This is a genomic window from Actinomadura sp. NPDC048021, from assembly GCF_040653135.1.
Classification (GTDB): Bacteria; Actinomycetota; Actinomycetes; order Streptosporangiales; family Streptosporangiaceae; genus Spirillospora; species Spirillospora verrucosospora.
Genome location: NZ_JBEZJQ010000015.1, coordinates 33,185 through 56,406, shown reverse-complemented (window position 1 = coordinate 56,406; position 23,222 = coordinate 33,185). Strand labels below are relative to the sequence as shown.

The following is a 23,222-nucleotide window of genomic DNA, read 5'->3' as shown; positions in this document are numbered from 1 at the left end:
CGCGCTCCCCTAGTCGGCGCTGGCGACGGGCAGGGAGCGGAGCCGGAAGGTGGCGAGGAACGCCGCGACGAGCGTGACCGCGACCAGCAGCCCGATCGCCACCGGAAGGTCCACGGTCGACCTCACCGGCGACGCGTCGGTGAGCGCGTCCGTCACCGACAGGCACCACTGCTGGATCGACGCCGACTTGGCGCCCGGCGCGAAGTTGCCGAGCAGCGACTCCCACACCAGCGCGTACAGCAGGCCGATCGTGACGGCGTTGCGACTGGCGACGGCCAGCGCGACGAACACCGCGCTGTAGACGACGCCGCCGATCAGCACGCCGATCGCGAACGCGGGCGTCAGCTGCGCGGTCGTCCCCGTGAGGATCAGCCCCGCCAGCGCCGTCGGCACCGCCGCGAACGCCGTCACCAGGACGATCGCCACGACCAGCTTCGTCAGCACGATCACCTCGCGCGGAACCGGCTTGGTCAGCACGTACATGATCTGGCCGTCGTCGATCTCCGGGCCGATCACCCCGGTCCCGGCGATCAGCGCGAGCAGCGGCAGCAGCGTCGCCAGGCCGAACTTCTGCAGGATGTTCGCCGAGACGTCCAGGTCGTCGTTGCCGGTCACCTTGAGCGCCGCCGCCAGCACCAGCAGGAGCAGCGGCAGCCCCAGCAGGAGCAGCGCGCGCTTGCGTCCGAGCATCGCCCGGAACGTGATCATCGCGATCGTGCCATTCATCGGGCCACCAGGTAGGAGAAGACGCTTTCGAGGGACTCGTCGGCCGGGGAGACCTCCCACAGGCGCACGCCGGCGTCCCGGGAGACCTGCGGCAGCAGCCAGGTGAAGCGCTGGAAGTCGACCGCCTCGACCTGCAGGCCCTTGTCGGTGAGCTGGACGCTGCGGGCCGACCCGTCGGCGATGACGGCGGCGGCGAGCCGCCGGTCGTCGGACGAGCGGACCAGGAAGATGTGCGGCCGGTCGGTCATCAGCCGCCGGATCTTGCGGAAGTCGCCGGACGCCGCGTGGCGCCCCGCCACGATCACCTCGATGTGGCTGGCGAGCCGCTCCACCTCCTCCAGGATGTGCGAGGAGAACAGGATCGTGCGGCCCTCGGCGGCCATCCGCTGGATGAGGTCCATCAGCTGGAGCCGCTGCCGCGGGTCCATGCCGTTGAACGGCTCGTCCAGCAGCAGCACGGGCGGGTCGTGCACCAGCGCCGACGCCATCTTGATGCGCTGCTTCATGCCCTTGGAGTAGTTGCCGATGGGGCGCCCGGCCGCGTAGTCCATCTCCACCAGGCCGATGGCGCGGCGGGCGGCCGCGCGCGGATCGGGCAGCTTGTGCAGCTTGGCCATCGCGAGGATGAACTGCTCACCGGTGAGGAAGTCGTAGGCGGACTCCCGCTCGGGCACGAGCCCGAGGCTGCGGTAGATGCCCGGGTTGCGCCAGATCGGCTTCCCGTCCAGCGTGACGGAGCCGGACGACGGCGCGAGGAACCCGCCCATCATGTGGATGAGCGTCGACTTGCCCGCCCCGTTCGGCCCGAGGAGCCCCGTGACGCCCGGCCCGACCTTCATCGTCACGCCGTTGACGGCGACGACGTTCCCGTACCACCGGGACACGTTCTCCAGAATGAGCTCACTCATGTCTTCCTCCATGTGGGGGGGCGACCCCCCACACCCCCCGGTTCGCTTCGCTCATCAAGAGAGGCCCGCCTTCCGGAACCTGCGGTAGAGCACCGCGATCGAGCCGACGACGATCAGGACGCACACCGCGAGGGCGACCACCCCGCCGGCGACTCCGGACGGGACCCCGGCGGACGACGACTGGGCGCCCAGCAGCCGCACCTGGACGATGTCGACCAGGTTGAACGGCGTGAACAGCCCCGCCCAGCCCTGGAGCGTGAAGTTCGTCTGCGCCTCGGCGATTCCCTGGACGGCCCCGACGAACGCCGCGCTGATCATGTAGACGGCGATGACCGCCGCGACCCCGAAACCGCGCCGCGGGGTGAACGCCGCGACCACCATCCCGATGGCGGCCAGGACGAGCGCGAACAGCACGCAGCCGACGAGCGCGCCGAGGTACTTCAGCAGCTGCTCGCCGGAGTCCGGCATCTTGGAGATCAGGCCGCCCACGTACAGGACGGTGACCGGCACCGCCATCAGCGCGAACAGCGCGGTCGCCATCGCGGCGGCCTTCGCCAGCACGAAGTCGAGATGGCCGACGGGGCGCGAGAAGTACAGCGGGATGACGTGGAAGCGCACCTCCCGCGAGGCCAGCACCGGCGCCTGCGTGGCCAGGAAGATCGCCACGATGACCTGCATGATGTTGGCGTAGGAGGAGTAGCGGAACAGCGCGTCCTCCTGCTTGGTGAACGCGAACGCCGCGACCGACCCGGCGGCCGGCAGCAGCATGATCGCCCCCAGCAGGAACGGCATCACCTTCGCCCGCGAGGGACGGCCGAGGCCGTAGGCGGCGCGCAGGTTGTGCACGTACAGCGACCGCAGCACGTACGCGCGGCCGTTGCGGCGCCCCTCGTAGTGCCGGTAGCCGATGTCGTGGATCGTGCTGGTGCTCATCGCGGCGCTCCCTGCTGCACGTCTCCGGGCTGCGCGCCGCCGGGCTCGACCCCCGCGGCCGGGGCCTGCGGGGCGGGCGGCGTCTGGAAGACCTCTTCGATGTGGTGGCGGCGCTGCTCCATCCGGATCAGCCGGAGCCCGAGCTCGGCGACGCCGTCGCGGACCAGGTCGTAGGTCTGCTCGCCGGCGATGTCCACGACGAGGAACCGGCCCTCCGGACGGACGGCCACGCCCTGGTCGTAGAGGTGCTGCCCGAGCGTGTCGCGCCCCTCGTCCACCTCGACGGTGAGCACGCCGCTCTCGGCCGTGTACGCCTCGACGGCCTGGGAGCGCAGCAGCCTCCCGCCGTCGACGATGACGACGTGCTCGCAGACCCGCTCCAGCTCGCCCAGCAGGTGCGAGGTGACCAGGACGCTGATCCCGAACTCGGTGCCGATCCGGCGGATCAGGTCGAGCATCTCGTCGCGTCCGGCCGGGTCGAGGCCGTTGGTGGGCTCGTCCAGGAAGACGAGCTTCGGGTCGTGGACGAGGGCCTGCGCGAGCTTCACCCGCTGGCGCATCCCCGTCGAGTAGCCGCCGATGGGACGGTAGCGCTCCTCGTACAGGCCGACGTGCCGCAGCGTGTCGGCGGCGCGCTCGCGGGCCGCGGTCGGCGGCAGCCCGCACATCCGGGCCATGTGCACGACGAACTCGGTCGCGGACACGTCCGGCGGCAGGCAGTCGTATTCGGGCATGAACCCGACGCTCTCCCGGATCCGCAGGCCCTCGCGCGCGATGTCGAGGCCGAGCACGGTCGCGGTCCCGGAGGTGGGCGGCAGCAGCCCGAGGAGGATCTTGATGAGCGTCGACTTGCCGGCGCCGTTGGCGCCGACCAGGCCGACGACTCCGGGCTCGACGGCCACGGAGAGGTCGTCCAAGGCGGTCACCCGGGGGAACCTCATCGTCAGGCCCTGGGTGGCGATGATGGGCATACCGTCGAACCTAGCGGCTGGCCCCGCATGGCACGTCACCCTCAAGGGCGATCAGGGGCAGCCTTTGGTCCGATGCCGGAGGCGACCTAAGTCCCCCTCATCGCGTTCCTTCGGCCGCGGTGCCGCAGCACGACGGCCCACACGGCCCGCTGCAGGAGCAGGGTCAGCGTCCCCGCGATGATCATTCCGGCGACGTTCACGCCCAGCTGGAGCAGCGACCCGTTGATCTCGCTGCCGTGCTTGAGCGCCATCGCGACCGCGAGGTTGCCCGCCGCCGGCACGGTGGTGACCGAGATGAAGACCCCGACCAGCGCCGACGACTTGCCCGCGGTGAGCGACAGCACGCCCGCGGCGCCGGCGAGCAGCGCGACGATGAACGACCAGCGGTCCGGGCTGTAGATGAACGCGGTGAGCGGGCGTTCGTCCGGCAGGCGGTCCAGCTCGATCACCCCGGTCCACCGGGCGGCCAGCGCGCACACGTAGGTGACGGCGATCGCCACGGCGAAGCCGATGACCAGCGCCCGGATCGCGTGCACGATGCGTCCGGGCTGGAGCCGGACGAGCCCGTAGCAGATCGCCGCGATGGCCGCGAACTCCGGTCCGAGGACCATGGCGCCGACCACCAGCACCGGCGAGTCGATCAGCGCCGCGATCGCGGCGAGCTGCGTGGCGAGCACGAGGAACGCCACGAACGACCAGGTCAGCGCGGTTCCCTCGCTGACCTGCCGGTCCAGCTCCTCCCAGACGACGGCGTCGTCGCCGTGCCCCGGAGCCAGGTCCTTGGCCACCTCGGCGCGGTCCGACAGCGTCAGGTCGACCTTGTCGAGGGCGATCGACCCGTCCCGGTCGACGTCGAGGGCGCGCAGCGCGTCCAGCACCTCGTTGGCCGACTCGCGGGCGATGTCGGCGGTGACGAGGTCGCCGCGCGGGGCCCGGGCGGCGCCCTCGATCACGACGACGTTGGTGGCGCCGGCGCAGCCCGCCAGCTCCTTGCAGACCGCTTCCGTGCGGTCGGCCGGAACGATCGCTCTCAGATGCAACACGGGCCAATCGTGCCGTAAGCGTCGCGGTGGTGGGTCACGAGCCCGGCCGGAGGAAGCCCAGGCCAGAATGTTTGATCGATTATTTGCCTTCAAGTTGGCAAAAACGCCCAGAAACTCCCCCAGGACGGTGAAGTCATGAAACAGGCGCCGGTGCTGTTGAAGGCCGCGCGGACGGCCGCGGCGGGCCTCGCGCTCGCCGTCCCGCTGGCGACGGCGGGCTGCGAGGGCGATGTGGGCCTCTCGGAGTCGGGATCGCCCTCGTCCGGCTCGACCAAGCCCGCCTCCGGCGACGAGGCCAAGGCCCGCAAGAACCTGTCCGGGCTCCGGATCGCGTCCGAGGGTGATCGCGGCGGCTACCGGCGCGACCGGTTCGGCACACGCTGGAAGGACACCGACCACAACGGCTGCGACCAGCGCAACGACGTCCTCGCCCGCGACCTGACGAAGGTCGAGAAGAAGGGCCGCTGCATCGTGCTCGCCGGGAAGCTGGACGACCCCTACAGCGGCAAGCAGATCGCCTTCGAGAAGAAGGACGCCGCCGAGGTCCAGATCGACCACGTCTACCCGCTCGCCCTCGCCTGGCGGATGGGCGCGTCCCGCTGGAACGAGGACAGGCGCGAGCAGTTCGCCAACGACCACGACAACCTGCTCGCCGTCTGGGGCGTGCCCAACCGGGACAAGAGCGACTCCGGCCCCGGCGAGTGGAAGCCCCAGAAGGGGTTCCAGTGCGTCTACGCGATCAAGTACGTCGCGGTCGCGAAGAAGTACTCCCTGCCGGTGACGCGCTCCGACCACGACGCGCTCCAGGACTTCCTCGCCCGCTGCTGACCACCGCACAACCGGCGGGCCACACCACCGACCGGCGCTGCCGTTGACCGGCAGTGCCATCGGACGGCAGTGCCGCCGAAGGGCGGTGGCACTGACCGGCGGTGCCCTGGGCCGGTAGTGCCGTCGGACGGCGGCGCCGCCGAAGGGCGGTGGCACTGACCGACGGTGCCCTGGGCCGGTAGTGCCGTCGGACGGCGGTGCTGCCGGTGGGCCGTAGGCTCGGGCCATGAGCGAAGCGCGCGGCGAGGACGCCGAGAAGGACGTGGAGAGCGCCGGGCAGGAGCGGCCGCGGGTGCGGACGGAGCGGGGCGTGGGGGCGCGGGCGACCGGTGCGGAGGTGACCGGCGCGTCCGCGACCGGCCTCACGCTGCGGGCCGGGAACGGGCTCGGCTCCCTGGCGCTCGGGGCCATGGCCCTCGGCGCCGTCGCGGTCGGCGCGGTCGCGATCGGCAGGCTCGTCGTGAAGCGGGCGGTCGTCGACCATCTCCAGGCCGGGACCGTCGAGATCAGGCACCTGAAGGTCGGCCGGCTGGAGATCGACGAGCGCTAGCCGGGCGGGCCGTGCCCGTCCGGCCGTGCGCGTCCGGCTAGCCGAGGGTCGCGCGGACCACGCCGGCGAGGTGCTCGGCCACCGACTGGGCCTGCGTCTCGGAGGCCGCCTCCACCATCACGCGCACCATCGGCTCGGTGCCGCTCGGGCGGATCAGGACGCGGCCGGTGTCGCCGAGGTCGGCCTCGGCGGCGGAGACGGCGACGGCCAGCTCGGGAGAGGTCTTGGCACGGTCCTTGTCGACGTCCTTGACGTTGATGAGAACCTGCGGCAGCCGCGTCATCACCTTGGCCAGCTCGTCCAGCGGGCGACCGCGGCGCACCATCGCGGCGAGCAGGTGCAGGCCGGTGAGGACGCCGTCCCCGGTCGTCGCGTGGTCCAGCATGATGACGTGGCCGGACTGCTCGCCGCCGAAGCCGAAGCCGCCCTCCTTCATCGCCTCCAGGACGTACCGGTCGCCGACCGCCGTCTCCACGACGGTGATGCCCGCCTCGCGCATGGCCAGCTTGAAGCCGAGGTTCGACATCACGGTCGCGACCACCGTGTCGGCGGCGAGGGCTCCGGCCTCCCGCAGGTCCAGGGCCAGGATCGCCATGATCTGGTCGCCGTCGACGACCTCGCCGCCCGCGGTCACCGCCAGGCACCGGTCGGCGTCGCCGTCGTTGGCGATGCCGGCGTCCGCGCCGTGCTCGCGGACGGCGCGCTGCAGCGCCTCCAGGTGCGTGGAGCCGCAGCCGGAGTTGATGTTCAGCCCGTCGGGGGCCGTGCCGATCGTGATGACCTCGGCCCCCGCGCGGCGCAGCGCCTCCGGGGCGACGTCGCTGGACGCGCCGTTGGCGCAGTCGATCACGACGCGCAGGCCGTCCAGCGACACCGGGACCGTGGTCAGCAGGTGCGCGACGTACTGCTCGACCGCGCCGTGCGCCTCCCGGACGCGGCCGACGCCCGCTCCGGTCGGCGGCTTCCACGCCTCGCCGAGCCGCGCCTCGACGCGGTCCTCCAGCTCGTCGGGGAGCTTGTAGCCGCTGCGGTCGAAGAACTTGATCCCGTTGTCGGGGGCCGGGTTGTGCGAGGCCGACAGCATCACGCCGAGGTCGGCGTCCAGGGCGTGGGTCAGGTGCGCCACCGCGGGCGTCGGCAGGACGCCGAGGCGCAGCACGTCCACCCCGGCGCTCGCGAGGCCCGCCACGACGGCGGCCTCCAGGAACTCGCCCGAGGCGCGGGGGTCGCGGCCGACCACCGCGACCGGGCGGTGCCCCTTGAACGCGCCCTGCTCCCCCAGCACCCGCGCCGCCGCGACGGACAGGTCCATGGCGAGCGGGGCGGTCAGGTCTCGGTTGGCGAGTCCGCGCACGCCGTCGGTCCCGAACAGACGAGCCACAGTTCAACTCCCGATCAGAGAGAAGGTTCCGGAAAACAGGGAGAGGACACCCGGAAAAGCGGACGAGCCGCCGCACCCGGGTGCGCCGGCCGTACGGGCCGGCTGCGGAGAAGCCACGGGGTGCGACGGCTCGTGCCGTCGATCAACGCTTGCTGTACTGCGGAGCCTTGCGGGCCTTCTTGAGACCGGCCTTCTTGCGCTCGGGCACCCGCGCGTCGCGGGTGAGGAAGCCGGCCTTCTTCAGCGCCGGGCGGTGCTCGATGTTCGCGAACTGCAGCGCGCGGGAGATGCCGAGGCGCAGCGCGCCGGCCTGGCCGGTGGTGCCGCCGCCGTTCACGCGCGCGAGCACGTCGAACTGGCCCTCCAGGCCCAGCAGCACGAACGGCTCGTTCACGATCTGCTGGTGCACCTTGTTCGGGAAGTACTGGTCCAGGGTGCGGCCGTTGATCTTCCACTGGCCGCTGCCGGGGACGATGCGGACCCGCGCGATGGCCTGCTTGCGGCGGCCGGTGCCGGCCGCGGGGCCGGTGGCGACCGGCTGGCCGAGGTAGCTCTCGCCGGCGGCCTCGGGGGTCTCGGTGCTGTACTCGGAGGGCGCTTCCTCGTACGAGTCGATCTCGGCGGCCTGCTCGGCGCCGGTGGTGTCGTCCACGGTTCTCCTTGGGGTGTTCTAGCCAGGGCGGCTGGCCCGTCAGGCGGGTGCCCCGGCGGCCTCTGCTTCCGGGTCGCGCACGATCGGCTCGTGCGCGGGCGTCACTTCTTGATCTGGCTGACCTGGGTGATCTCGAACGGGACCGGCTTCTGCGCCTGGTGCGGGTGGTCCGGCCCGGCGTAGACCTTCACCTTGCCGAACATCTTCCGGCCGAGGGAGTTCTTGGGCAGCATGCCCTTGATCGCCTTCTCGACGGCCCGCTCGGGGTGCTTGGCCAGCAGGTCGCCGTAGCTCACCGAGCGCAGACCGCCCGGGTAGCCGGAGTGCCGGTAGGCGCGCTTCTGCTCCAGCTTGTTGCCCGACAGCGCCACCTTGTCGGCGTTCACGATGACGACGAAGTCACCGGTGTCGAGGTGCGGGGCGTAGATCGGCTTGTGCTTACCCCGGAGCAGCTGTGCGACCTGACTGGCGAGACGGCCCAGCACGACATCGGTCGCGTCGATGACGTACCACTGACGCTGGACGTCAGCGGGCTTAGGGGTGTACGTGCGCACGGTCGTAAGCCTTCGTTTCTCGTCGACTCTCAGCGGTTTCGATCCTCCACCCGTCCTCGCGGACGGGTGCCTCCTGGCAGCGGAATCCTGCTCGCGCCGATCAGAGGATCATCCGACCCGGCGCTCCGGGATGCCGGGGCCCGCACGCGGCCACGGGGGCACATGATGGGGACGCACCGACAGGTCGTCGCGCCTCCCGCCTGCAGCGAGCAGGCGCCGACGCACACAACAAACACGCAGGATACTCGGCCATGCGCACACGGGTCAAAACGAGCCGCCGTGGCGCTTCCAGCCGCGGGTCCAGTATGCCGCATGACCCGAATGCCAGGAAGTGGACGTTCAGCACCGCGACGATCACACTTCGTGGCGGATCGGCTCTTTCTGGATTCATTTCTATAACACAGGGTCTATGTCGGGATATGGTGCCGGGCGACCGGTCCACGCCGGCTCACGCCGGCCCGCACCCGGGAGCCCCCGCTGACCACTCCCCGCAGACCAGCCGATCCCGCCGGAGGTCGCCGGCCCGGCCACGCCGGGCGCCCCGGCCCCTCCGGGCGCGACGCCTCCGCGCCGCGCGACGTTCCCCCGCGGCCCGGTGTCCCTCCCTACCGCGACGAACTCGTCGCGAGCGGCCCGCGACGCGCCCGCCGGGAGCCCCCGCCCGCCGACCGGTCGCCTAGCGACGGCGACGCGTTCTGGAACGGCCGCCCGCCGCGCGGGAAGCGCCCCAAGAAGAAGGGCGCGAAGGGGATCGTCGTGGCCGCCACCGCGTCCGCCCTCGCCATCGGCACCGGCGTCGTGATCGACCGGCTCGTCCTGCCCCAGTTCCGGTCGGAGCGGACGTCCGCCTCCGGATCACGGCACAGCCCGACCGTGGAGGTCCCGGCCGGTCCGCAGAGCGACCCGCTCGCCGCGACCGGCAAGGGCTCTGGAACCGGGACGGGTTCCGGCTCCAGGACGGGGACGGGCGGCGGCCGGACCGGCGCCTCGCCCGCGCCGACCGCCGAGGAGCAGACGCCGCCGCTGAAGGTGATCCACCCGCCGAAGAGCGCGTCCGCCAAGCCCTCGAAGTCCAAGAAGTCCCCCGGGTCGGACGCTCCGTCGGCGCCGGGCGCGAGCAGGACTCCGGGAGGCGGTACCGGCGGCTCCGGCTCCGGCGGCTCGTCCGGCCCCGAGGCGAGCGTGGTGTCCCTCACCAACGCCGAACGCGCCAAGCACGGCTGCCCCGCGCTGCGCACCGACGCGCGGCTCGTCACCGCGGCCCGCAAGCACTCGGCGGACATGGCGGCCAACGACTACTTCGACCACACGTCCCGCAACGGCGACAGCCCGTGGAAGCGGATGGAGGACGCCGGATACAGCAGCCCCGGGGCGGAGAACATCGCCAAGGGCTACCCGACCGCGTCGGCCGTCGTGAAGGGCTGGATGGACAGCCCCGGCCACCGGGCCAACATCCTGAACTGCGGGCTGCGCGCCATCGGCGTCGGGATGGCCTCGGGGTCCGGCGGGCGGCTGTGGACGCAGGACTTCGGCTGGAAGTGACCGCCCCCGCCCGGCGGGGACGCGACCTTCGGCAAATCACCGGCGTCCGGTTCGCCCCCATGTCATGGTGGGTGTCGCGAAGGTCCAGAGCCCTGAACGAGGAACGGTAAGGTCCAACCCATGGGTTATCCGGGCGATCAAGGCAAACCCGGCGACTGGCCTCCCCGGCAGTCGCCGCACGCGCCGTACGGACCCGGAGCCGAAGCGCCGCCGTACGGCCACGACAACGACGAATCCCCTTTCGCCCCGCGCGACGAGGGCCCCGGCGCGCCGCCGGCGTTCGGCGGGGGCGGCTTCGGCGACGACACGTTCGGCCAGGAGAAGTTCGGCAATGACGCGTTCGGCGGTCCCTCCTACGGTGGCGGCGCGCCCGGTGGTGCGCCCGGCGGCGAGGCGCCCGGCGAGCGGACCGCGGCGTGGTCCGACCAGCCGCCCGCGTGGGGCGACGAGTCCGCCGCCGGCGGCGGCTTCGGCGAGAACGGCCCCGGCGAGGGCGGCTTCGGCTCCTACGAGGGCATGCCGCCCGGACCGTCCGGCGCGCCCGAGCGCCCCGAGCGCCGCCGCAACCTGCCGCTGATCATCGGCGGCGCCGCGGTCGCCGGGATCCTCCTCATCGGCGGCGGCGTCGGGCTGTCGTCGATGCTCAAGGGCGACTCCAAGCCGAAGCCGAAGCCGACGCAGGCCGCGTCCCAGCAGCCGCAGGCCACGCCGACCCCCACGCAGCCCGTCCTGACCCCGGTGAAGCTGCAGAGCCGCACCACCGACCCCGTGCCGCTGACCCTCAAGGAGATCTTCGGCAAGGCGACGTTCAAGGCGGGCAGCCACAAGTACGTGCGGACGGCCGCCGCCGGGAAGAAGACCTGCGCCGGCGCCGTCGGCGGCACGACCCTGGCCGCGGCGCTCAAGAAGGGGCGCTGCACCCAGGTGCTCCGGGCCACCTACGCGCTCAGCAACGGCTCCCTCGTCGGCACGGTCGGCGTGTTCAACCTGCAGACCGAGGCCGCCGCCAAGAAGGCCGTCAAGGCCGCCGCCGCCAAGGACGCGTTCCTGGTGTCGCTGCCCGGCACGGGCGTCAGCAAGAACATCGGCAAGGGCGAGGCGCTCGGCACCTCGCAGGCGCGCGGCCACTACGTCATCATGACCTGGGTGCAGCGGCCGGACGGCAAGAAGATCTCCAGCAAGTACCATGCCGCGGTCCAGGTCTTCGGCACCCAGCTGGTGAAGGGCAGCAACCTGGCAATGGCGCTGCACTACCGGGAGACCGAAGGCAAGCCCCTCCAGAAGTGACCCCCATGACTACCCTCACTGCTTATGTCTGGACCTAGAGACGCACGGGAGCCCGGCGAGCAGGCCGGCGAGGCCGCTCCCCTCAAGCTCCCCGCCTTCGGGCTGGAGGCCCCCTGGTGGGCCGCGGAGTCCGCGGACGCGGCCCCGTCGGCCGAGCAGGCCGCCGCGCCGGAGATGCTGTCGGCGCCCGTCGTCGAGGACGCCCTCACCGAGGAGGTCCAGGACGAGGCCGGCGCCTCCGCCTCCGAGACGCCCCGCCTCTCCGAGGTCCCCGCCGCTCCCCACGTCGCCTCGGCGCCGCCCGGGACGCTCGTCGCCGGGAGGGGCGTCCCGCGCGTCGACTCCCGCGGCGCCGTCCCCGCCGATCCGATCGTCAAGCCCCCGATCTCCCCCGACGAGACCGACCCCGAAGGCTTTCCGCCCATCCCGCCCGTCGAGGGCGGGTTCCGGGACGCGACGCCGCGAGGCGAGGCCGCGGGGGCCGTCACACCAGAGACCGAGGCCACCGTGGACCACCCCGCCGTGACCGACACCGCGACGGACATCCCCGCGTCGCTTGCGGCGTTCGAGAAGGCCAAGGAGGCGGAGGACGCCGCCTCGCTCGCGCCCGTGCTCGTCCCGGACGCCATCCTCCCGCCCGGCGTCGTCCCGCCCACCGGAAGCGGCCCGTTCCCGCACACCGATCCGGCCGCGGTGGGCCCGGCCGGCTCCGACCAGGGGGGCACGCCGCTCTTCCACGCCGAGGGCGCCGCCCCCGCCGACGCCCCGCCGCCCGGACGCCCCCCGCAGGGCATGCCCGTCACCGGCCGGGGTGGCGCCAAGGGACGCTCGGTGCTGATCGGCGGCGTCGCCGCGGTCATCCTCGCCGCGGTCGGGGCCCTGTTCCTCATCGGCGGCACGGGCTCGGACGGCGACCGCGGCAAGAAGGGCGAGACCCCCGAGGCCCCCGCGGCGGCGCAGACCACGCCCGCGGTCACACCGTCCGCCACGGCCGCCGCCCCCGTGGACATCAACAACGAGAAGACCGACACCGCCGACCTGACGTTCCGCGACGTCTTCCCGACCGAGACCATCCGGTTCGGCGACCGGACGTACCTGCGGGACCGCTGGTCGCTCAACCGGGACGTCACCTACGCGGCCCGCGGCTCCATGCTCGCGGCCCTCCGCAAGGACCAGTGCCGCAAGATCGTCCGCGCCACCTACATCGACCCGCAGACCAAGCTCGCCGTCACCTCCGGCATCGCGGTGATGCCGACGAAGGCGGCCGCGATCGCCGTGAGCAAGGCGGGCGACCCCGCCCGCTACGAGTGGTTCCGCGGCATGGCGGGCAAGCGGTCCCCCGACATCGACCAGGCCGGCGGGTACGCGGCCGCGACCGTGCGCGGCCGGTACGTCGCCTACGCCTACGTCCAGTGGGCGAACGGGAAGAAGGCCAAGCCCGGCGACCCGACGATCAAGAAGGCGGCGCAGCTGTTCCTCGACTACGACCTGCGCCCGATCGTGGCGCGGTCCCGCGGCTGAGCCCGTAGGCCCGGCCCCGGGGCCGGGGGGTCAGCAGCCCTGCCGGTGCGCGGCGCCGCCGGGCGGCGCCGGCTGGTCGGCGGACGCCGCGGCGGCCGTGGCGTTCAGCGTCCGGACGCGGCGGGTCTCCTGGGCCCGCCTGGCCAGGCTCTCGTCCTCGGGGTAGCGGATCTCCTCCAGCGACAGGCCGTGCGCGGGCGCCACGTTCACGCCCGAGTCGCGGACGCGCGCCGCGAGCACCTGCGCGGGCCACTCGACCTCGCGCCGCCCGTCCCCCACCATCAGCAGCGCGCCGACCAGCGCGCGGACCATCGAGTGGCAGAACGCGTCGGCCTCCACGGTGGCGAGCGCGAGATGCGGGTCGCGGTCGTCGCGCGCCCACTCGTAGCGCAGCAGCTCCCGGATCGTCGTCGCGCCCTCCCGCCTGCGGCAGTACGCGGCGAAGTCGTTCTCGCCGACCAGCCTGCGGGCGGCCTCGTTCATCCGGCCGAGGTTCAGGGGACGGGGATGCCACAGCACGTCGTGGCGGCGCAGCGGCTCCACCCCGAACGGGTTGTCGCACACCCGGTACACGTAGCGCCGCGACAGCGCGGAGAACCGCGCGTCGAACCCCTCCGGGGCGATCGACACGCGCCACACCCGCACGTCCGGGGGCAGCAGCCCGGCGAGGCGGCGCGGCATCGTCCCGTTGATCGCCGAGTAGGCGGCGACGGGGACGACGAGGTGGGCGACCTGGCCTCGGGCGTGGACCCCGGCGTCGGTGCGGCCGGCGACGGTGAGCATGGGGGGCGGGTCCAGCCGCAGCATCCGGGCCAGCGCGTCCTCGATGACGCCCTGGACGGTCCGCTGGTTCGGCTGCCTCGCCCAGCCCGCGAAGTCCGACCCGTCGTAGGAGATGTCGAGCCGGAGTCGTACCAGTGCGGTCATGTCAGCCGAGTCGTCCTTCTGCAACGTCCGTCCATCCCTCCGGGCACCCCGCGTTCGTCGGGCACTCCCCTGACACGCTCCCCGGTGAACCGTCGCCCTCCTGCCATGACCATGCGATCAAGTCTGGCAAAGTTCGGGCCCGCCGTCCCGATGGAAACGGCGGGCCCTCACGAACTTCGAGCAAACGCTCGCCCAGTTCAAGCGGCGGATTACTCCTTCTCGCCCTCGTCCTTGGCTTCCGCGTCGCCGGCGGCCTCGTCCTTGGCGTCCACGGCGGCCGTGTCGTCGGCCTCCGTCTTGGCCTCGGGCTCCTCCGCCTTCGGCGCCGGGGCGGCCGGAGCGGCCGTGCCGCCGGACGCCGCCAGCTGCTCCTGCACCAGCTCGATCACGGCCATCGGGGCGTTGTCGCCCTTGCGCGGCCCGATCTTGGTGATGCGGGTGTAGCCGCCGGGACGGTTCTCGAAGCGCGGCGCGATCTCGGTGAAGAGCTCGTGCAGGACGCCCTTGTCGCGGATCGTCTTGGCGACCAGGCGACGGTTGTGCAGGTCGCCCTTCTTCGCCTTGGTGATCAGCTTCTCCGCCAGCGGACGCACCCGCCGGGCCTTGGCCTCGGTGGTGGTGATGCGGCCGTGCTCGAACAGCGACGTGGCCAGGTTGGCCAGGATCAGGCGCTGGTGCGCCGCGCTGCCGCCGAGGCGGGCGCCCTTGGTGGGCTGGGGCATGTCGTTTCCTTCCTGCACCGGCCGTGTCAGGTACCGGTGTCAGCTGGTTCCGGCCGGCCGGGGACCGCGGGCCCCCGGCCGCCGGACTCGGGTTCCTAGTACTGCTCGGTCTCGGCGTAGCCCTGGTCGTCGTCGCCGTAGTTGTCGGCCGCCGCGCTCGGGTCGAACCCGGGCGGGGAGTCCTTCAGCGACAGGCCCATGTCGTTGAGCTTCTGCTTGACCTCTTCGATCGACTTGGCGCCGAAGTTGCGGATGTCGAGCAGGTCCTGCTCGCTGCGGGCGACGAGCTCGCCCACGGAGTGGATGCCCTCGCGCTTCAGGCAGTTGTAGGAGCGGACCGTGAGGTTCAGCTCCTCGATCGGCAGGGCCAGGTCCGCGGCGAGCGCGGCGTCCGTCGGGGACGGGCCCATGTCGATGCCCTCGGCCTCGACGTTGAGCTCCCGGGCCAGCCCGAACAGCTCGACGAGGGTCTTGCCGGCGGAGGCGACCGCGTCGCGCGGCAGCATCGCCTGCTTGGTCTCCACGTCCAGGATGAGGCGGTCGAAGTCGGTGCGCTGCTCGACTCGGGTGGCCTCGACCTTGTAGGTGACCTTGAGCACGGGCGAGTAGATGGAGTCGATCGGGATCCGGCCGATCTCCTGGCCCGGCTGCTTGTTCTGCGCGGCCGAGACGTAGCCGCGGCCGCGCTCGACCGTCAGCTCCATCTCCAGCTTGGCCTTGTTGTTCAGCGTGGCGATGTGCAGGTCCGGGTTGTGGACCTCCACGCCCGCCGGCGGCGCGATGTCGGCCGCGGTCACCTCGCCCGGGCCCTGCTTGCGCAGGTACATGACGACGGGCTCGTCGTGCTCGGAGGAGACGACGAGCTCCTTGAGGTTCAGGATGATGTCGGTGACGTCCTCCTTCACCCCGGGCACGGTCGAGAACTCGTGCAGGACGCCCTCGATCCGGATGCTGGTGACGGCCGCACCGGGAATGGAGGAGAGCAGCGTGCGGCGCAGCGAGTTGCCGATCGTGTAGCCGAAGCCCGGCTCCAGCGGCTCGATGGTGAACCGCGACCGGTACTCGTCGACCTGCTCTTCGGTGAGAGTGGGACGCTGAGCGATGAGCATGGTGGTGCCTTCTTTCCGCGGTGCCCGCTATTTGACTACCGCGTTCTGGATTCTTCCCCGATCCGCCGGGGCCCCAACGGGGGACCCCGGCGGGCGTTGAGCCCTTACTTGGAGTAGAGCTCGACGATCAGCTGCTCCTGGACGGGAGCGTCGATCTGCTGCCGGACGGGCAGCGAGTGCACGAGGATCCGCATCTTCTCGCCGTCGACCCCGAGCCACGCCGGAACCGGACGCTCGCCGACCTCGGCCTTGGCGACCTGGAACGGCGTCATCTCCAGCGACTTGGGCTTGACGTCGACGATGTCGGCCTCGCCGACCAGGGCCGACGGGATGTTGACCTTCTTGCCGTTGACCCGGATGTGGCCGTGCCGGATGAGCTGGCGGGCCATGTCGCGGGACTTGGCGAAGCCGGCCCGGTAGACGACGTTGTCGAGCCGGCGCTCCAGCAGCATGAGCAGGTTGTCACCCGTCTTGCCCTGCTGGCGGGTCGCCTCGACGTAGTAGTTGTGGAACTGCCGCTCCAGCACGCCGTAGATGCGCCGCGCCTTCTGCTTCTCGCGAAGCTGCAGCAGGTACTCGGTCTCCTTGGGCCGACCGCGACCGTGCTCACCCGGCGGGTAGGGACGGATCTCGATCGGGCACTTCGGGCCCTCGCACTTGCTGCCCTTGAGGAACAGCTTCATCTTCTCGCGGCGGCAGAGCTTGCAGTCCGCACCGGTGTAACGAGCCATTGTTCTAGATCTCCCCTGCCTCAGACCCGGCGACGCTTCGGCGGGCGGCAGCCGTTGTGCGGAACGGGCGTGACGTCCTGGATCGAGCCCACCTCGAGGCCGGTGGCCTGCAGCGACCGGATGGCGGTCTCGCGGCCCGAGCCCGGGCCCTTCACGAAGACGTCGACCTTGCGCATGCCGTGCTCCATCGCGCGCCGGGCGGCGGCCTCGGCGGCCTGCTGCGCGGCGAACGGGGTGGACTTGCGCGAGCCCTTGAACCCGACGTGGCCCGAGGAGGCCCAGGAGATCACGTTGCCGTTGGGGTCGGTGATCGAAACGATCGTGTTGTTGAACGTGCTCTTGATGTGGGCGTGCCCGTGAGCGACGTTCTTCTTTTCCTTGCGGCGCACCTTCTTGGCGCCGACACGGCTCTTAGGAGGCATGTGCTCTCTCTACTCTTGAGGTCATCGATCCGGAGGACCGACTCCGGACTACTTCTTGCCGGCCTTCTTCTTGCCGGCCACGGTCTTCTTCTTGCCCTTGCGGGTGCGGGCGTTGGTCTGCGTGCGCTGACCGTGCACCGGAAGCCCGCGGCGGTGCCGGATGCCCTGGTAGCACCCGATCTCGATCTTGCGGCGGATGTCCGCCTGGACCTCGCGGCGAAGATCACCCTCGATCTTGTAGTTCGCCTCGATCCAGTCACGGAGCTTGACCAGCTCGTCGTCGCCGAGCTGGTGCACGCGCAGGTCGCCGCTGATGCTGGTACCCGCAAGGGTCTCCAGCGCCCGCGTCCGGCCGATGCCGAAGATGTAGGTGAGAGCGACCTCGAGGCGCTTGTCGCGCGGGAGGTCGACGCCGAGGAGGCGTGCCATGTGGGCAGTTCCCTTCATTCGTCCGGAGGTATGGACGCACCGCCTCCGCATACACCCTGCCCGGGTGGCGGCCCCGGCCTCCGGAGTTCCGGGGGTGCCCCTCCACACGACACTGCCGTACGGCCGGATCCGGGAGTTCCCGGACCCGGCGCGTACGGCCGTGTGAAGGCTGCGGTGCGCTTGCTGGGTTGTGAGCGTCAGCCCTGACGCTGCTTGTGGCGCGGGTCGGAGCAGATGACCATGACCCGGCCGTGCCGGCGGATGACGCGGCACTTGTTGCAGATCTTCTTGACGCTCGGCTTGACCTTCACTGGGTCTCCTAGAGATAAGGGTCACCCCCGCGCCGCCACGCACGGGGAAGGCAACCCCAGTGGGATTTACTTGTAGCGGTAGACGATCCGACCGCGCGTGAGGTCGTAGGGGCTCAGCTCCACAACGACGCGGTCGTCCGGCAGGATCCGGATGTAGTGCATCCGCATCTTGCCGCTGATGTGGGCGAGCACCTTGTGCCCGTTGTCGAGCTCCACCTTGAACATGGCGTTCGGCAGCGACTCGATGACGGTGCCCTCGATCTCGATGGCCCCTTCTTTCTTGGGCATGTCCTCCGCGCTTCGCTGATCGGCTCATTGGACGCGGTCCGGCTCTCCAGGGGAGAATCAGCCGCGACCCGCACCGCGGCGCGGATGCGCCAGGAAGGGGAATCGAGCGGCCGTCGACGGACCGACAAGGGAGTCTACGTCAACCGGCCGTCCAATGCGAAATCGACGCATGATACGTGTCCGGAGACTCCTCCCGAGTCAAGCATACCTCGCCTGCGCGTTGTACCTTTCCAGGAGAGCGACGTTCGAGGAGGGTCAGCATGCCGAGCTATGACTTCGCGCTGATCCTCAGCCGTCCCCTCTACGAGGACGAGCTCGACCCGCTGTTCGACCGCACCCACGGCGCCGTCACCGTGTCGATCGTCAGCGAGCCGCAGCACGCCGACCGGCGCGGAAACGCCTCGTGCACCTGGCCCGGCGCCACCCTCGCCGCGGCGATCATGGAGGTGGTCGGGCACGTCGAGGAGAGCGCGCCCGGCCTGCACGTCCTGCAGGTGGAGGCCGACCCGCTGCTGACCATCCGCGACATCGCCGAGCGGGTGGGCCGGTCCCTCGACTCGGTCCGGCACGCGATCACCGGGGCGCGCGGCGCCACCGGCTTCCCGTCCTCGGAGATGTCCACCGCCGGTCACCGGCTGTGGCGGTGGTCCAAGGTCGCCGCCTGGTACGGGCTCGACGATCCCCAGCTCATCGAGGCCAAGCCGACCGTCCAGGCCATCAACGGCTGGCTCGCGCTGCGCGACGTCGTCCCCGACGTCGCCCCTGCTCCAGAGGACGTCACCTCGGCCCTGTCCCTCGTCATCCCCCACGTCGCCTGAGCGCGCGTCGCCCGGGCGAGGCGGAGGACGCCGCCCCGGCGACCGCGCTCCCGGCGGGGGCCGAGTCGACAGTCCCGGCGCGCGGACGCGAAGATCGTCTCGGCGCCCGCGCCCGGGGCTGCCCGGAACGCGGGGTTCCGTGATGTGCTGGGGGCGACGGGGAGGGGATCGATGGCGATCATCGCGCAGCTGAGCGACATCCATCTGGCGGCCGGACGCAACGGCGGGATGGACGACGACTCGGGGCCGGTCCGCGCGCTGCGGGCCGCCGTGTCGAGCCTGCTGTCGCTGCCCGCGCGGCCCGACGCCGTCGTGCTCACCGGGGACCTCGCCGACCGCGGCCTGCCCTCCGAGTACGCCCGGCTGCACGCGCTGCTGTCGCCGCTGCCGATGGCCGTCTACCCGATGTGCGGCAACCACGACGACCGCGACGAGATGCGCCGGACGTTCGCCGACCATCCGGCGGTCGCGGCGACGGGCACCGGGCCCGGGGCGCCCGTCCAGTACGCCGTCGACGTGGCCGGCGTGCGCCTGGTCTGCTGCGACACGACCGTCGACGGCCACCCCCACGGGCACATGAGCGAGGAGAGGCTCGCCTGGCTGGAGGAGACGCTGAGCGCCGCGCCCGGCGTCCCGACCGTCATCGCCACCCACCACCCGCCGTACCCGATCGGGATGCGGTTCATCGACGACCTGCGGTTCGTCGACCCCGCCGGGTTCGCGGCCGTGATCTCCCGGCACCCGCAGGTCGTCCGGGTGATCTCCGGGCACGCGCACCGGGCGACGGTCGGATCGCTGGCGGGACGGGTCTGCACCACCTGCCCGAGCACCTACCGGCAGCTGTTCCTCGACCTCACCCAGCGGGGCCGCGCCGCCGTCACCGGGGAGCCCGCCGGGTTCGCCCTGCACCTCGTCGGCGAGGACGGCACCGCCACCACCCACTTCGCCCCGACCGGGAACTACCGGCCCCTGATGGACGTGGAGTGACCCCGCCGGGCGGCACCGGGCGCGCCGGCCCGGCCCCTGCCGGACGGGCGCGTCAGCGGTCGCCCTGGCGCCCGCCGAAGACCGTGCGCATCAGCAGGACGGCGCCCCACGGGGCCGCCACCCAGATCCACCACGGGTAGACCGCGCCCGACGTCACCAGGATGATCAGCCACACCGTCAGGTTGATCGCGCTGACCGTCGCCCAGGCACCCCACATCGCCGCCATCCGCTGCGGTCCGAGGTCGCCCGACGGCCGCCGCGCCGGCGACGCGGTGCCCTTGCTCTGCGTCGCGGGGACCGGGAGCTGGTACAGGTCCTCCTCGGGCAGGTCGGACGTGACCTCCTGGAGCTGCCCGAGCGTCTTGGCGCCGTAGACCGCGTCCAGCCGCTCCTGCAGCTCGTCCATCGTGATCCGGCCCTCCGCGCAGTGCTCGCGCAGACTCGCGGCCACCCGGTCGCGGTCGGCGTCCGACGCCCGGATCTCAGGGTTCGGCGCCATCGCTCCTCCGCTCCTCAGGACCTGCCTTCACTCTCCATTCTGCGGCGCGGATCCGAGCTTCGCGAACCGGTCCCGGCCTTCGTCGAGCGCCGTCAGGACGCGGGGGCCGTCCGCCGTGACCGCGAACGTGTGCTCGAAGTGCGCCGAGGAGCGCCCGTCGGTCGTCACGACCGTCCAGCCGTCGTCGAGCTCGACGGTCTCCTTCGTGCCGAGGTTCACCATCGGCTCCACCGCGAAGCACATGCCCGGCTCCAGGACGGGCCCGTGCCCGGGCGCGCCGTGGTTGGGGATCAGCGGGTCCATGTGCATCTCGGTCCCGATGCCGTGCCCGCCGTAACCCTCGACGATGCCGTAGCGCCCCTGAGAGCGGATGTGGGACTCGATCGCATGGGAGATGTCCGTGAGGCGGGCGCCGGCGCGCCCGGCCGCGAGACCGCGCCACAGGGACTCCTCCGCGACCTCCAGCAGCCGCCGCTCCTCGTCGGTGATCTCCCCCACCGGGACCGTGATCGCCGCGTCGCCGTGCCAGCCCTCCACGATCGCGCCGCAGTCGATGGACAGCACGTCGCCCTCGCGCAGGATCTTGTCCGCCCGCGGGATGCCGTGCACGATCTCCTCGTTGACCGACGCGCAGATCGTCCCCGTGAAGCCGTGGTAGCCCTTGAACGACGGGACGCCGCCGTTGTCGCGGATGTGCTCCTCGGCGAGCGCGTCCAGGTCCAGCGTGCTCAGGCCGGGCTCGGCGGCCGCGCGCAGCAGCTCCAGCGTCCGGCCGACGAGCAGACCCGCCGCGCGCATCAGCTCGACCTGCTCCGCGGTCTTCATCTGGATCATGAGCCTGCGCCGTTTGAACATCTCTCCCCTTGCACCGGTCCTCGCGCCGAAACGGCCGCGCGGACGCGGGATCACCCGCGTCCGCGCCCACGACCCCCTCGGGGGGCCGTCACTTCTCCAGTGAACCCGTCGACCTCTCCAGCGGGCCCGTCACTTCTCCAACGGGCGCAGCGCGGTGAGGGCGCGCTTGGTGACCTCTTCGACCGGTCCGGTGGCGTCGATGCCGACGAGGATGTTCTCGTCGGCGTAGAACTGCACCAGCGGCGCCGTGTCGTGCCGGTACACCTCCAGGCGGTGCATGACGACCTCTTCCTTGTCGTCGTCCCGCTGGAACAGGTGACCGCCGCAGTCGTCGCAGATGTCGTCCTGCTTGTCGTCGAAGTCGACGTGCCAGATCCGGCCGCACTTGTCGCAGGTGCGCCGGCCCGACAGCCGCCGGACGACCTCGTCCTCGTCGACGACGAGCTCCAGCACGATGTCGAGGCGGGTGTCCCACTCGGCGAGGATCTTCTTCAGCGTCTCGGCCTGCGGGACGTTGCGCGGGAACCCGTCCAGCAGGAAGCCGTCGCGGGCGTCGTCCTCGCCGAGCCGGTCGCGGACCATCGCGATCGTGACCTCGTCGGGGACGAGGTCGCCGCGGTCCATGTACTGCTTGGCCTGTCGGCCGAGCGGCGTCCCGCCGCTGACGTTCGCGCGGAAGATGTCACCTGTCGAGATCTTCGGGACCGACAGATGAGATGCGATGAACTGGGCCTGCGTCCCCTTGCCCGCACCCGGGGGGCCCACCAGGACGATACGCACTACCGGAGGAAGCCCTCGTAGTTGCGCTGCTGGAGCTGACTCTCGATCTGCTTCACGGTATCCAGTCCGACGCCGACGACGATGAGGATGCTCGTGCCGCCGAACGGGAAGTCCGAGCTCGCCTTCATGAGTGCGAAGGCGACCATCGGGATGAGGGACACGAGCCCCAGGTAGAGCGCACCGGGTGTGGTGATCCGGGTCAGCACGAAGTCGAGGTACTCGGCGGTCGGCCGACCAGGACGGATACCTGGGATGAATCCACCATACTTCTTCATGTTGTCGGCGACTTCAGTGGGGTTGAAGGTGATCGCCACATAGAAGTACGTGAAGAAGATGATGAAGACGAAGAAGATCCCCATGTGCCAGGCGTTGTCCTGCTGGAGATAGGGCTGGACCTTTTGCAGCCACTTGGTGTTGGGCCACAACTGGGTGGCCAGTACCGGCAGGTAGAGCAGCGAGGACGCGAAGATGATCGGGATGATGCCGGCCTGGTTGACCTTCAGCGGGATGTAGGTCGAGGTGCCGCCGTACATGCGGCGTCCCACCATCCGCTTGGCGTACTGGACCGGGATGCGCCGCTGGGCCTGCTCGACGAACACGACCCCGGCCATGATCGCCAGACCCACCAGGATCACGACCGCGAAGACGAAGCCGTTCTTGGTCTTGTAGATGCTCCAGAACTGGGCGGGGAAGACCGCCACCACCTGGGTGAAGATCAGGATCGACATGCCGTTGCCGACGCCGCGGTCGGTGACCAGCTCGCCCAGCCACATGATGACGGTCGTGCCCGCCACCATGATGATCACCATCGTGATGATCGGGAAGATGCCCTTGTCGTACAGGATGTCGCCGCTGCCGGAGATGCCCTGGAACAACTGACCGGTGCTCGCCATCGCGACGATGCCGGTCGCCTGCAGGATCGCCAGCCCGACCGTCAGGTACCGCGTGTACTGGGTGATCTTCGTCGTGCCGGCCTGGCCCTCCTTCTTCAGGGCCTCCAGCCGCGGGATCACCACCGTCAGCAGCTGCAGGATGATGCTGGCCGTGATGTACGGCATGATGCCGAGCGCGAAGACCGACAGCTTCAGCAGCGCGCCGCCGCTGAACAGGTCGACCAGGCCGTAGAGCTGGCTGCTGCCCTTGGCCGCGTCCGCGGTCTCCTTCAGCACCTTCACGTTCACGTTGGGCGTCGGCAGGATCGAACCGATCCTGAACACCACGATCATGAACAACGTGAAAAGGATTTTCTTACGCAGGTCAGGCGTACGGAAAGCCCGAGCGAACGCGGTCAGCACCATTCCTCCTGCGCGACTGGCGGGTTCATGGCCGCCGAGGGGGCGGTTTCAGGTCCATGAGTTCGGGCGGAGAATACCCGGTGTGACGGCAGAGTGCGCAATCTCACGCGGAGTACCTTCGCTCGTGTGACTCTAACAGCAGATGACACCGGG

27 protein-coding genes are annotated in these 23,222 nt (G+C 71.1%); 7 read left to right on the top strand and 20 right to left on the bottom strand.

Annotation, left to right across the window (positions count from 1 at the left end; all coding sequences use genetic code 11):
- Positions 1-9 precede the first annotated feature (9 nt).
- From AB0C87_RS24515 to AB0C87_RS24495, 5 genes are all read right to left on the bottom strand, one after another.
- Entirely contained in the window at positions 10-726 is a 717-nt protein-coding gene (locus AB0C87_RS24515; protein WP_353832913.1) for an ABC transporter permease, read from the bottom strand.
- Entirely contained in the window at positions 723-1,634 is a 912-nt protein-coding gene (locus tag AB0C87_RS24510; RefSeq protein WP_345176449.1) for an ABC transporter ATP-binding protein, read from the bottom strand. Before AB0C87_RS24510 ends, AB0C87_RS24515 begins: the two co-directional genes overlap by 4 nt.
- A gap of 54 nt (positions 1,635-1,688) precedes the next feature.
- Positions 1,689-2,567, bottom strand: coding sequence for an ABC transporter permease (locus AB0C87_RS24505; protein WP_360579623.1), 879 nt, complete (start codon positions 2,565-2,567; stop codon positions 1,689-1,691).
- On the bottom strand, positions 2,564-3,538 hold the full coding sequence (locus AB0C87_RS24500; RefSeq protein ID WP_360579621.1) for an ABC transporter ATP-binding protein: 975 nt from the start codon (positions 3,536-3,538) through the stop codon (positions 2,564-2,566). The genes AB0C87_RS24505 and AB0C87_RS24500 overlap by 4 nt, the downstream gene beginning before the upstream one ends.
- An 86-nt stretch (positions 3,539-3,624) precedes the next feature.
- Complete coding sequence (locus tag AB0C87_RS24495; protein WP_360579619.1) at positions 3,625-4,581, bottom strand: DUF389 domain-containing protein; 957 nt, start codon at positions 4,579-4,581, stop codon at positions 3,625-3,627.
- Between the two features lie 135 nt (positions 4,582-4,716).
- Between AB0C87_RS24495 and AB0C87_RS24490 the strand changes: the two genes are divergently transcribed.
- On the top strand, positions 4,717-5,409 hold the full coding sequence (locus tag AB0C87_RS24490) for an HNH endonuclease family protein (protein ID WP_360579617.1): 693 nt from the start codon (positions 4,717-4,719) through the stop codon (positions 5,407-5,409).
- A gap of 226 nt (positions 5,410-5,635) precedes the next feature.
- A complete protein-coding gene (locus AB0C87_RS24485) occupies positions 5,636-5,959 on the top strand; it encodes a hypothetical protein (RefSeq protein ID WP_345176437.1) in 324 nt (107 codons plus the stop codon).
- A gap of 37 nt (positions 5,960-5,996) precedes the next feature.
- Here AB0C87_RS24485 and glmM read toward each other — a convergent pair whose 3' ends face one another.
- The 3 genes from glmM to rplM form a co-directional block, all read right to left on the bottom strand.
- Positions 5,997-7,340, bottom strand: a complete 1,344-nt coding sequence (gene glmM, locus AB0C87_RS24480) for a phosphoglucosamine mutase (protein WP_345176435.1) — start codon at positions 7,338-7,340, stop codon at positions 5,997-5,999.
- A 142-nt stretch (positions 7,341-7,482) separates the two neighbouring features.
- Positions 7,483-7,992: a 30S ribosomal protein S9 gene (rpsI, locus tag AB0C87_RS24475; protein ID WP_345176434.1), complete on the bottom strand. Its 510-nt coding sequence runs from the start codon at positions 7,990-7,992 to the stop codon at positions 7,483-7,485.
- A 101-nt stretch (positions 7,993-8,093) separates the two neighbouring features.
- Positions 8,094-8,546 carry a 50S ribosomal protein L13 gene (gene rplM / locus AB0C87_RS24470; protein WP_345176432.1) on the bottom strand — a complete coding sequence of 151 codons (453 nt, stop codon included), beginning with the start codon at positions 8,544-8,546 and terminating at the stop codon, positions 8,094-8,096.
- Between the two features lie 756 nt (positions 8,547-9,302).
- On the opposite strand from rplM, the gene AB0C87_RS24465 reads away from it, so the two are divergent.
- The 3 genes from AB0C87_RS24465 (at position 9,303) to AB0C87_RS24455 (ending at position 12,896) form a co-directional block, all read left to right on the top strand.
- The gene (locus AB0C87_RS24465; protein WP_360579615.1) at positions 9,303-10,088 is read left to right on the top strand and encodes a CAP domain-containing protein; all 786 of its coding nucleotides are present in this window, start codon (positions 9,303-9,305) and stop codon (positions 10,086-10,088) included.
- A 120-nt stretch (positions 10,089-10,208) separates the two neighbouring features.
- On the top strand, positions 10,209-11,375 hold the full coding sequence (locus tag AB0C87_RS24460) for a hypothetical protein (RefSeq protein ID WP_345176427.1): 1,167 nt from the start codon (positions 10,209-10,211) through the stop codon (positions 11,373-11,375).
- 24 nt (positions 11,376-11,399) lie between these two features.
- Positions 11,400-12,896, top strand: coding sequence for a hypothetical protein (locus AB0C87_RS24455; RefSeq protein ID WP_360579613.1), 1,497 nt, complete (start codon positions 11,400-11,402; stop codon positions 12,894-12,896).
- A 30-nt stretch (positions 12,897-12,926) separates the two neighbouring features.
- On the opposite strand, the gene truA is transcribed toward AB0C87_RS24455, so the two are convergent.
- The 8 genes from truA to infA all read right to left on the bottom strand — a co-directional run bounded on the left by truA (position 12,927) and on the right by infA (position 17,835).
- Positions 12,927-13,823, bottom strand: a complete 897-nt coding sequence (gene truA / locus AB0C87_RS24450; RefSeq protein WP_360579611.1) for a tRNA pseudouridine(38-40) synthase TruA — start codon at positions 13,821-13,823, stop codon at positions 12,927-12,929.
- Positions 13,824-14,032: 209 nt separating this feature from the next.
- Positions 14,033-14,545: a 50S ribosomal protein L17 gene (gene rplQ, locus AB0C87_RS24445; protein ID WP_345176421.1), complete on the bottom strand. Its 513-nt coding sequence runs from the start codon at positions 14,543-14,545 to the stop codon at positions 14,033-14,035.
- Between the two features lie 95 nt (positions 14,546-14,640).
- Complete coding sequence (locus tag AB0C87_RS24440) at positions 14,641-15,654, bottom strand: DNA-directed RNA polymerase subunit alpha (RefSeq protein WP_067454600.1); 1,014 nt, start codon at positions 15,652-15,654, stop codon at positions 14,641-14,643.
- Positions 15,655-15,758: 104 nt separating this feature from the next.
- A complete protein-coding gene (gene rpsD / locus AB0C87_RS24435) occupies positions 15,759-16,385 on the bottom strand; it encodes a 30S ribosomal protein S4 (RefSeq protein WP_345176417.1) in 627 nt (208 codons plus the stop codon).
- 20 nt (positions 16,386-16,405) lie between these two features.
- Positions 16,406-16,807 carry a 30S ribosomal protein S11 gene (rpsK, locus tag AB0C87_RS24430; RefSeq protein ID WP_021596710.1) on the bottom strand — a complete coding sequence of 134 codons (402 nt, stop codon included), beginning with the start codon at positions 16,805-16,807 and terminating at the stop codon, positions 16,406-16,408.
- 48 nt (positions 16,808-16,855) lie between these two features.
- A complete protein-coding gene (gene rpsM / locus AB0C87_RS24425) occupies positions 16,856-17,236 on the bottom strand; it encodes a 30S ribosomal protein S13 (RefSeq protein ID WP_345176414.1) in 381 nt (126 codons plus the stop codon).
- Between the two features lie 197 nt (positions 17,237-17,433).
- Positions 17,434-17,547 carry a 50S ribosomal protein L36 gene (gene rpmJ, locus AB0C87_RS24420; RefSeq protein WP_021596712.1) on the bottom strand — a complete coding sequence of 38 codons (114 nt, stop codon included), beginning with the start codon at positions 17,545-17,547 and terminating at the stop codon, positions 17,434-17,436.
- A 66-nt stretch (positions 17,548-17,613) separates the two neighbouring features.
- Positions 17,614-17,835 carry a translation initiation factor IF-1 gene (gene infA / locus AB0C87_RS24415; protein ID WP_034519601.1) on the bottom strand — a complete coding sequence of 74 codons (222 nt, stop codon included), beginning with the start codon at positions 17,833-17,835 and terminating at the stop codon, positions 17,614-17,616.
- Between the two features lie 260 nt (positions 17,836-18,095).
- Between infA and AB0C87_RS24410 the strand changes: the two genes are divergently transcribed.
- On the top strand, positions 18,096-18,653 hold the full coding sequence (locus AB0C87_RS24410) for a hypothetical protein (protein WP_345176407.1): 558 nt from the start codon (positions 18,096-18,098) through the stop codon (positions 18,651-18,653).
- Positions 18,654-18,824: 171 nt separating this feature from the next.
- Positions 18,825-19,640, top strand: coding sequence for a phosphodiesterase (locus AB0C87_RS24405; protein ID WP_345176404.1), 816 nt, complete (start codon positions 18,825-18,827; stop codon positions 19,638-19,640).
- Between the two features lie 52 nt (positions 19,641-19,692).
- Here the strand turns inward: AB0C87_RS24405 and AB0C87_RS24400 are convergent, their stop codons facing one another.
- The 4 genes from AB0C87_RS24400 to secY all read right to left on the bottom strand — a co-directional run bounded on the left by AB0C87_RS24400 (position 19,693) and on the right by secY (position 23,069).
- The gene (locus AB0C87_RS24400; protein ID WP_345176400.1) at positions 19,693-20,139 is read right to left on the bottom strand and encodes a DUF1707 domain-containing protein; all 447 of its coding nucleotides are present in this window, start codon (positions 20,137-20,139) and stop codon (positions 19,693-19,695) included.
- 27 nt (positions 20,140-20,166) lie between these two features.
- Positions 20,167-20,994 carry a type I methionyl aminopeptidase gene (map, locus tag AB0C87_RS24395; protein WP_345176397.1) on the bottom strand — a complete coding sequence of 276 codons (828 nt, stop codon included), beginning with the start codon at positions 20,992-20,994 and terminating at the stop codon, positions 20,167-20,169.
- 129 nt (positions 20,995-21,123) lie between these two features.
- Positions 21,124-21,774 (bottom strand): adenylate kinase, encoded by a 651-nt coding sequence (locus AB0C87_RS24390; RefSeq protein ID WP_149258925.1) that lies wholly within the window; start codon positions 21,772-21,774, stop codon positions 21,124-21,126.
- A complete protein-coding gene (gene secY / locus AB0C87_RS24385; RefSeq protein WP_345176825.1) occupies positions 21,774-23,069 on the bottom strand; it encodes a preprotein translocase subunit SecY in 1,296 nt (431 codons plus the stop codon). The genes AB0C87_RS24390 and secY overlap by 1 nt, the downstream gene beginning before the upstream one ends.
- Positions 23,070-23,222: the final 153 nt, after the last annotated feature.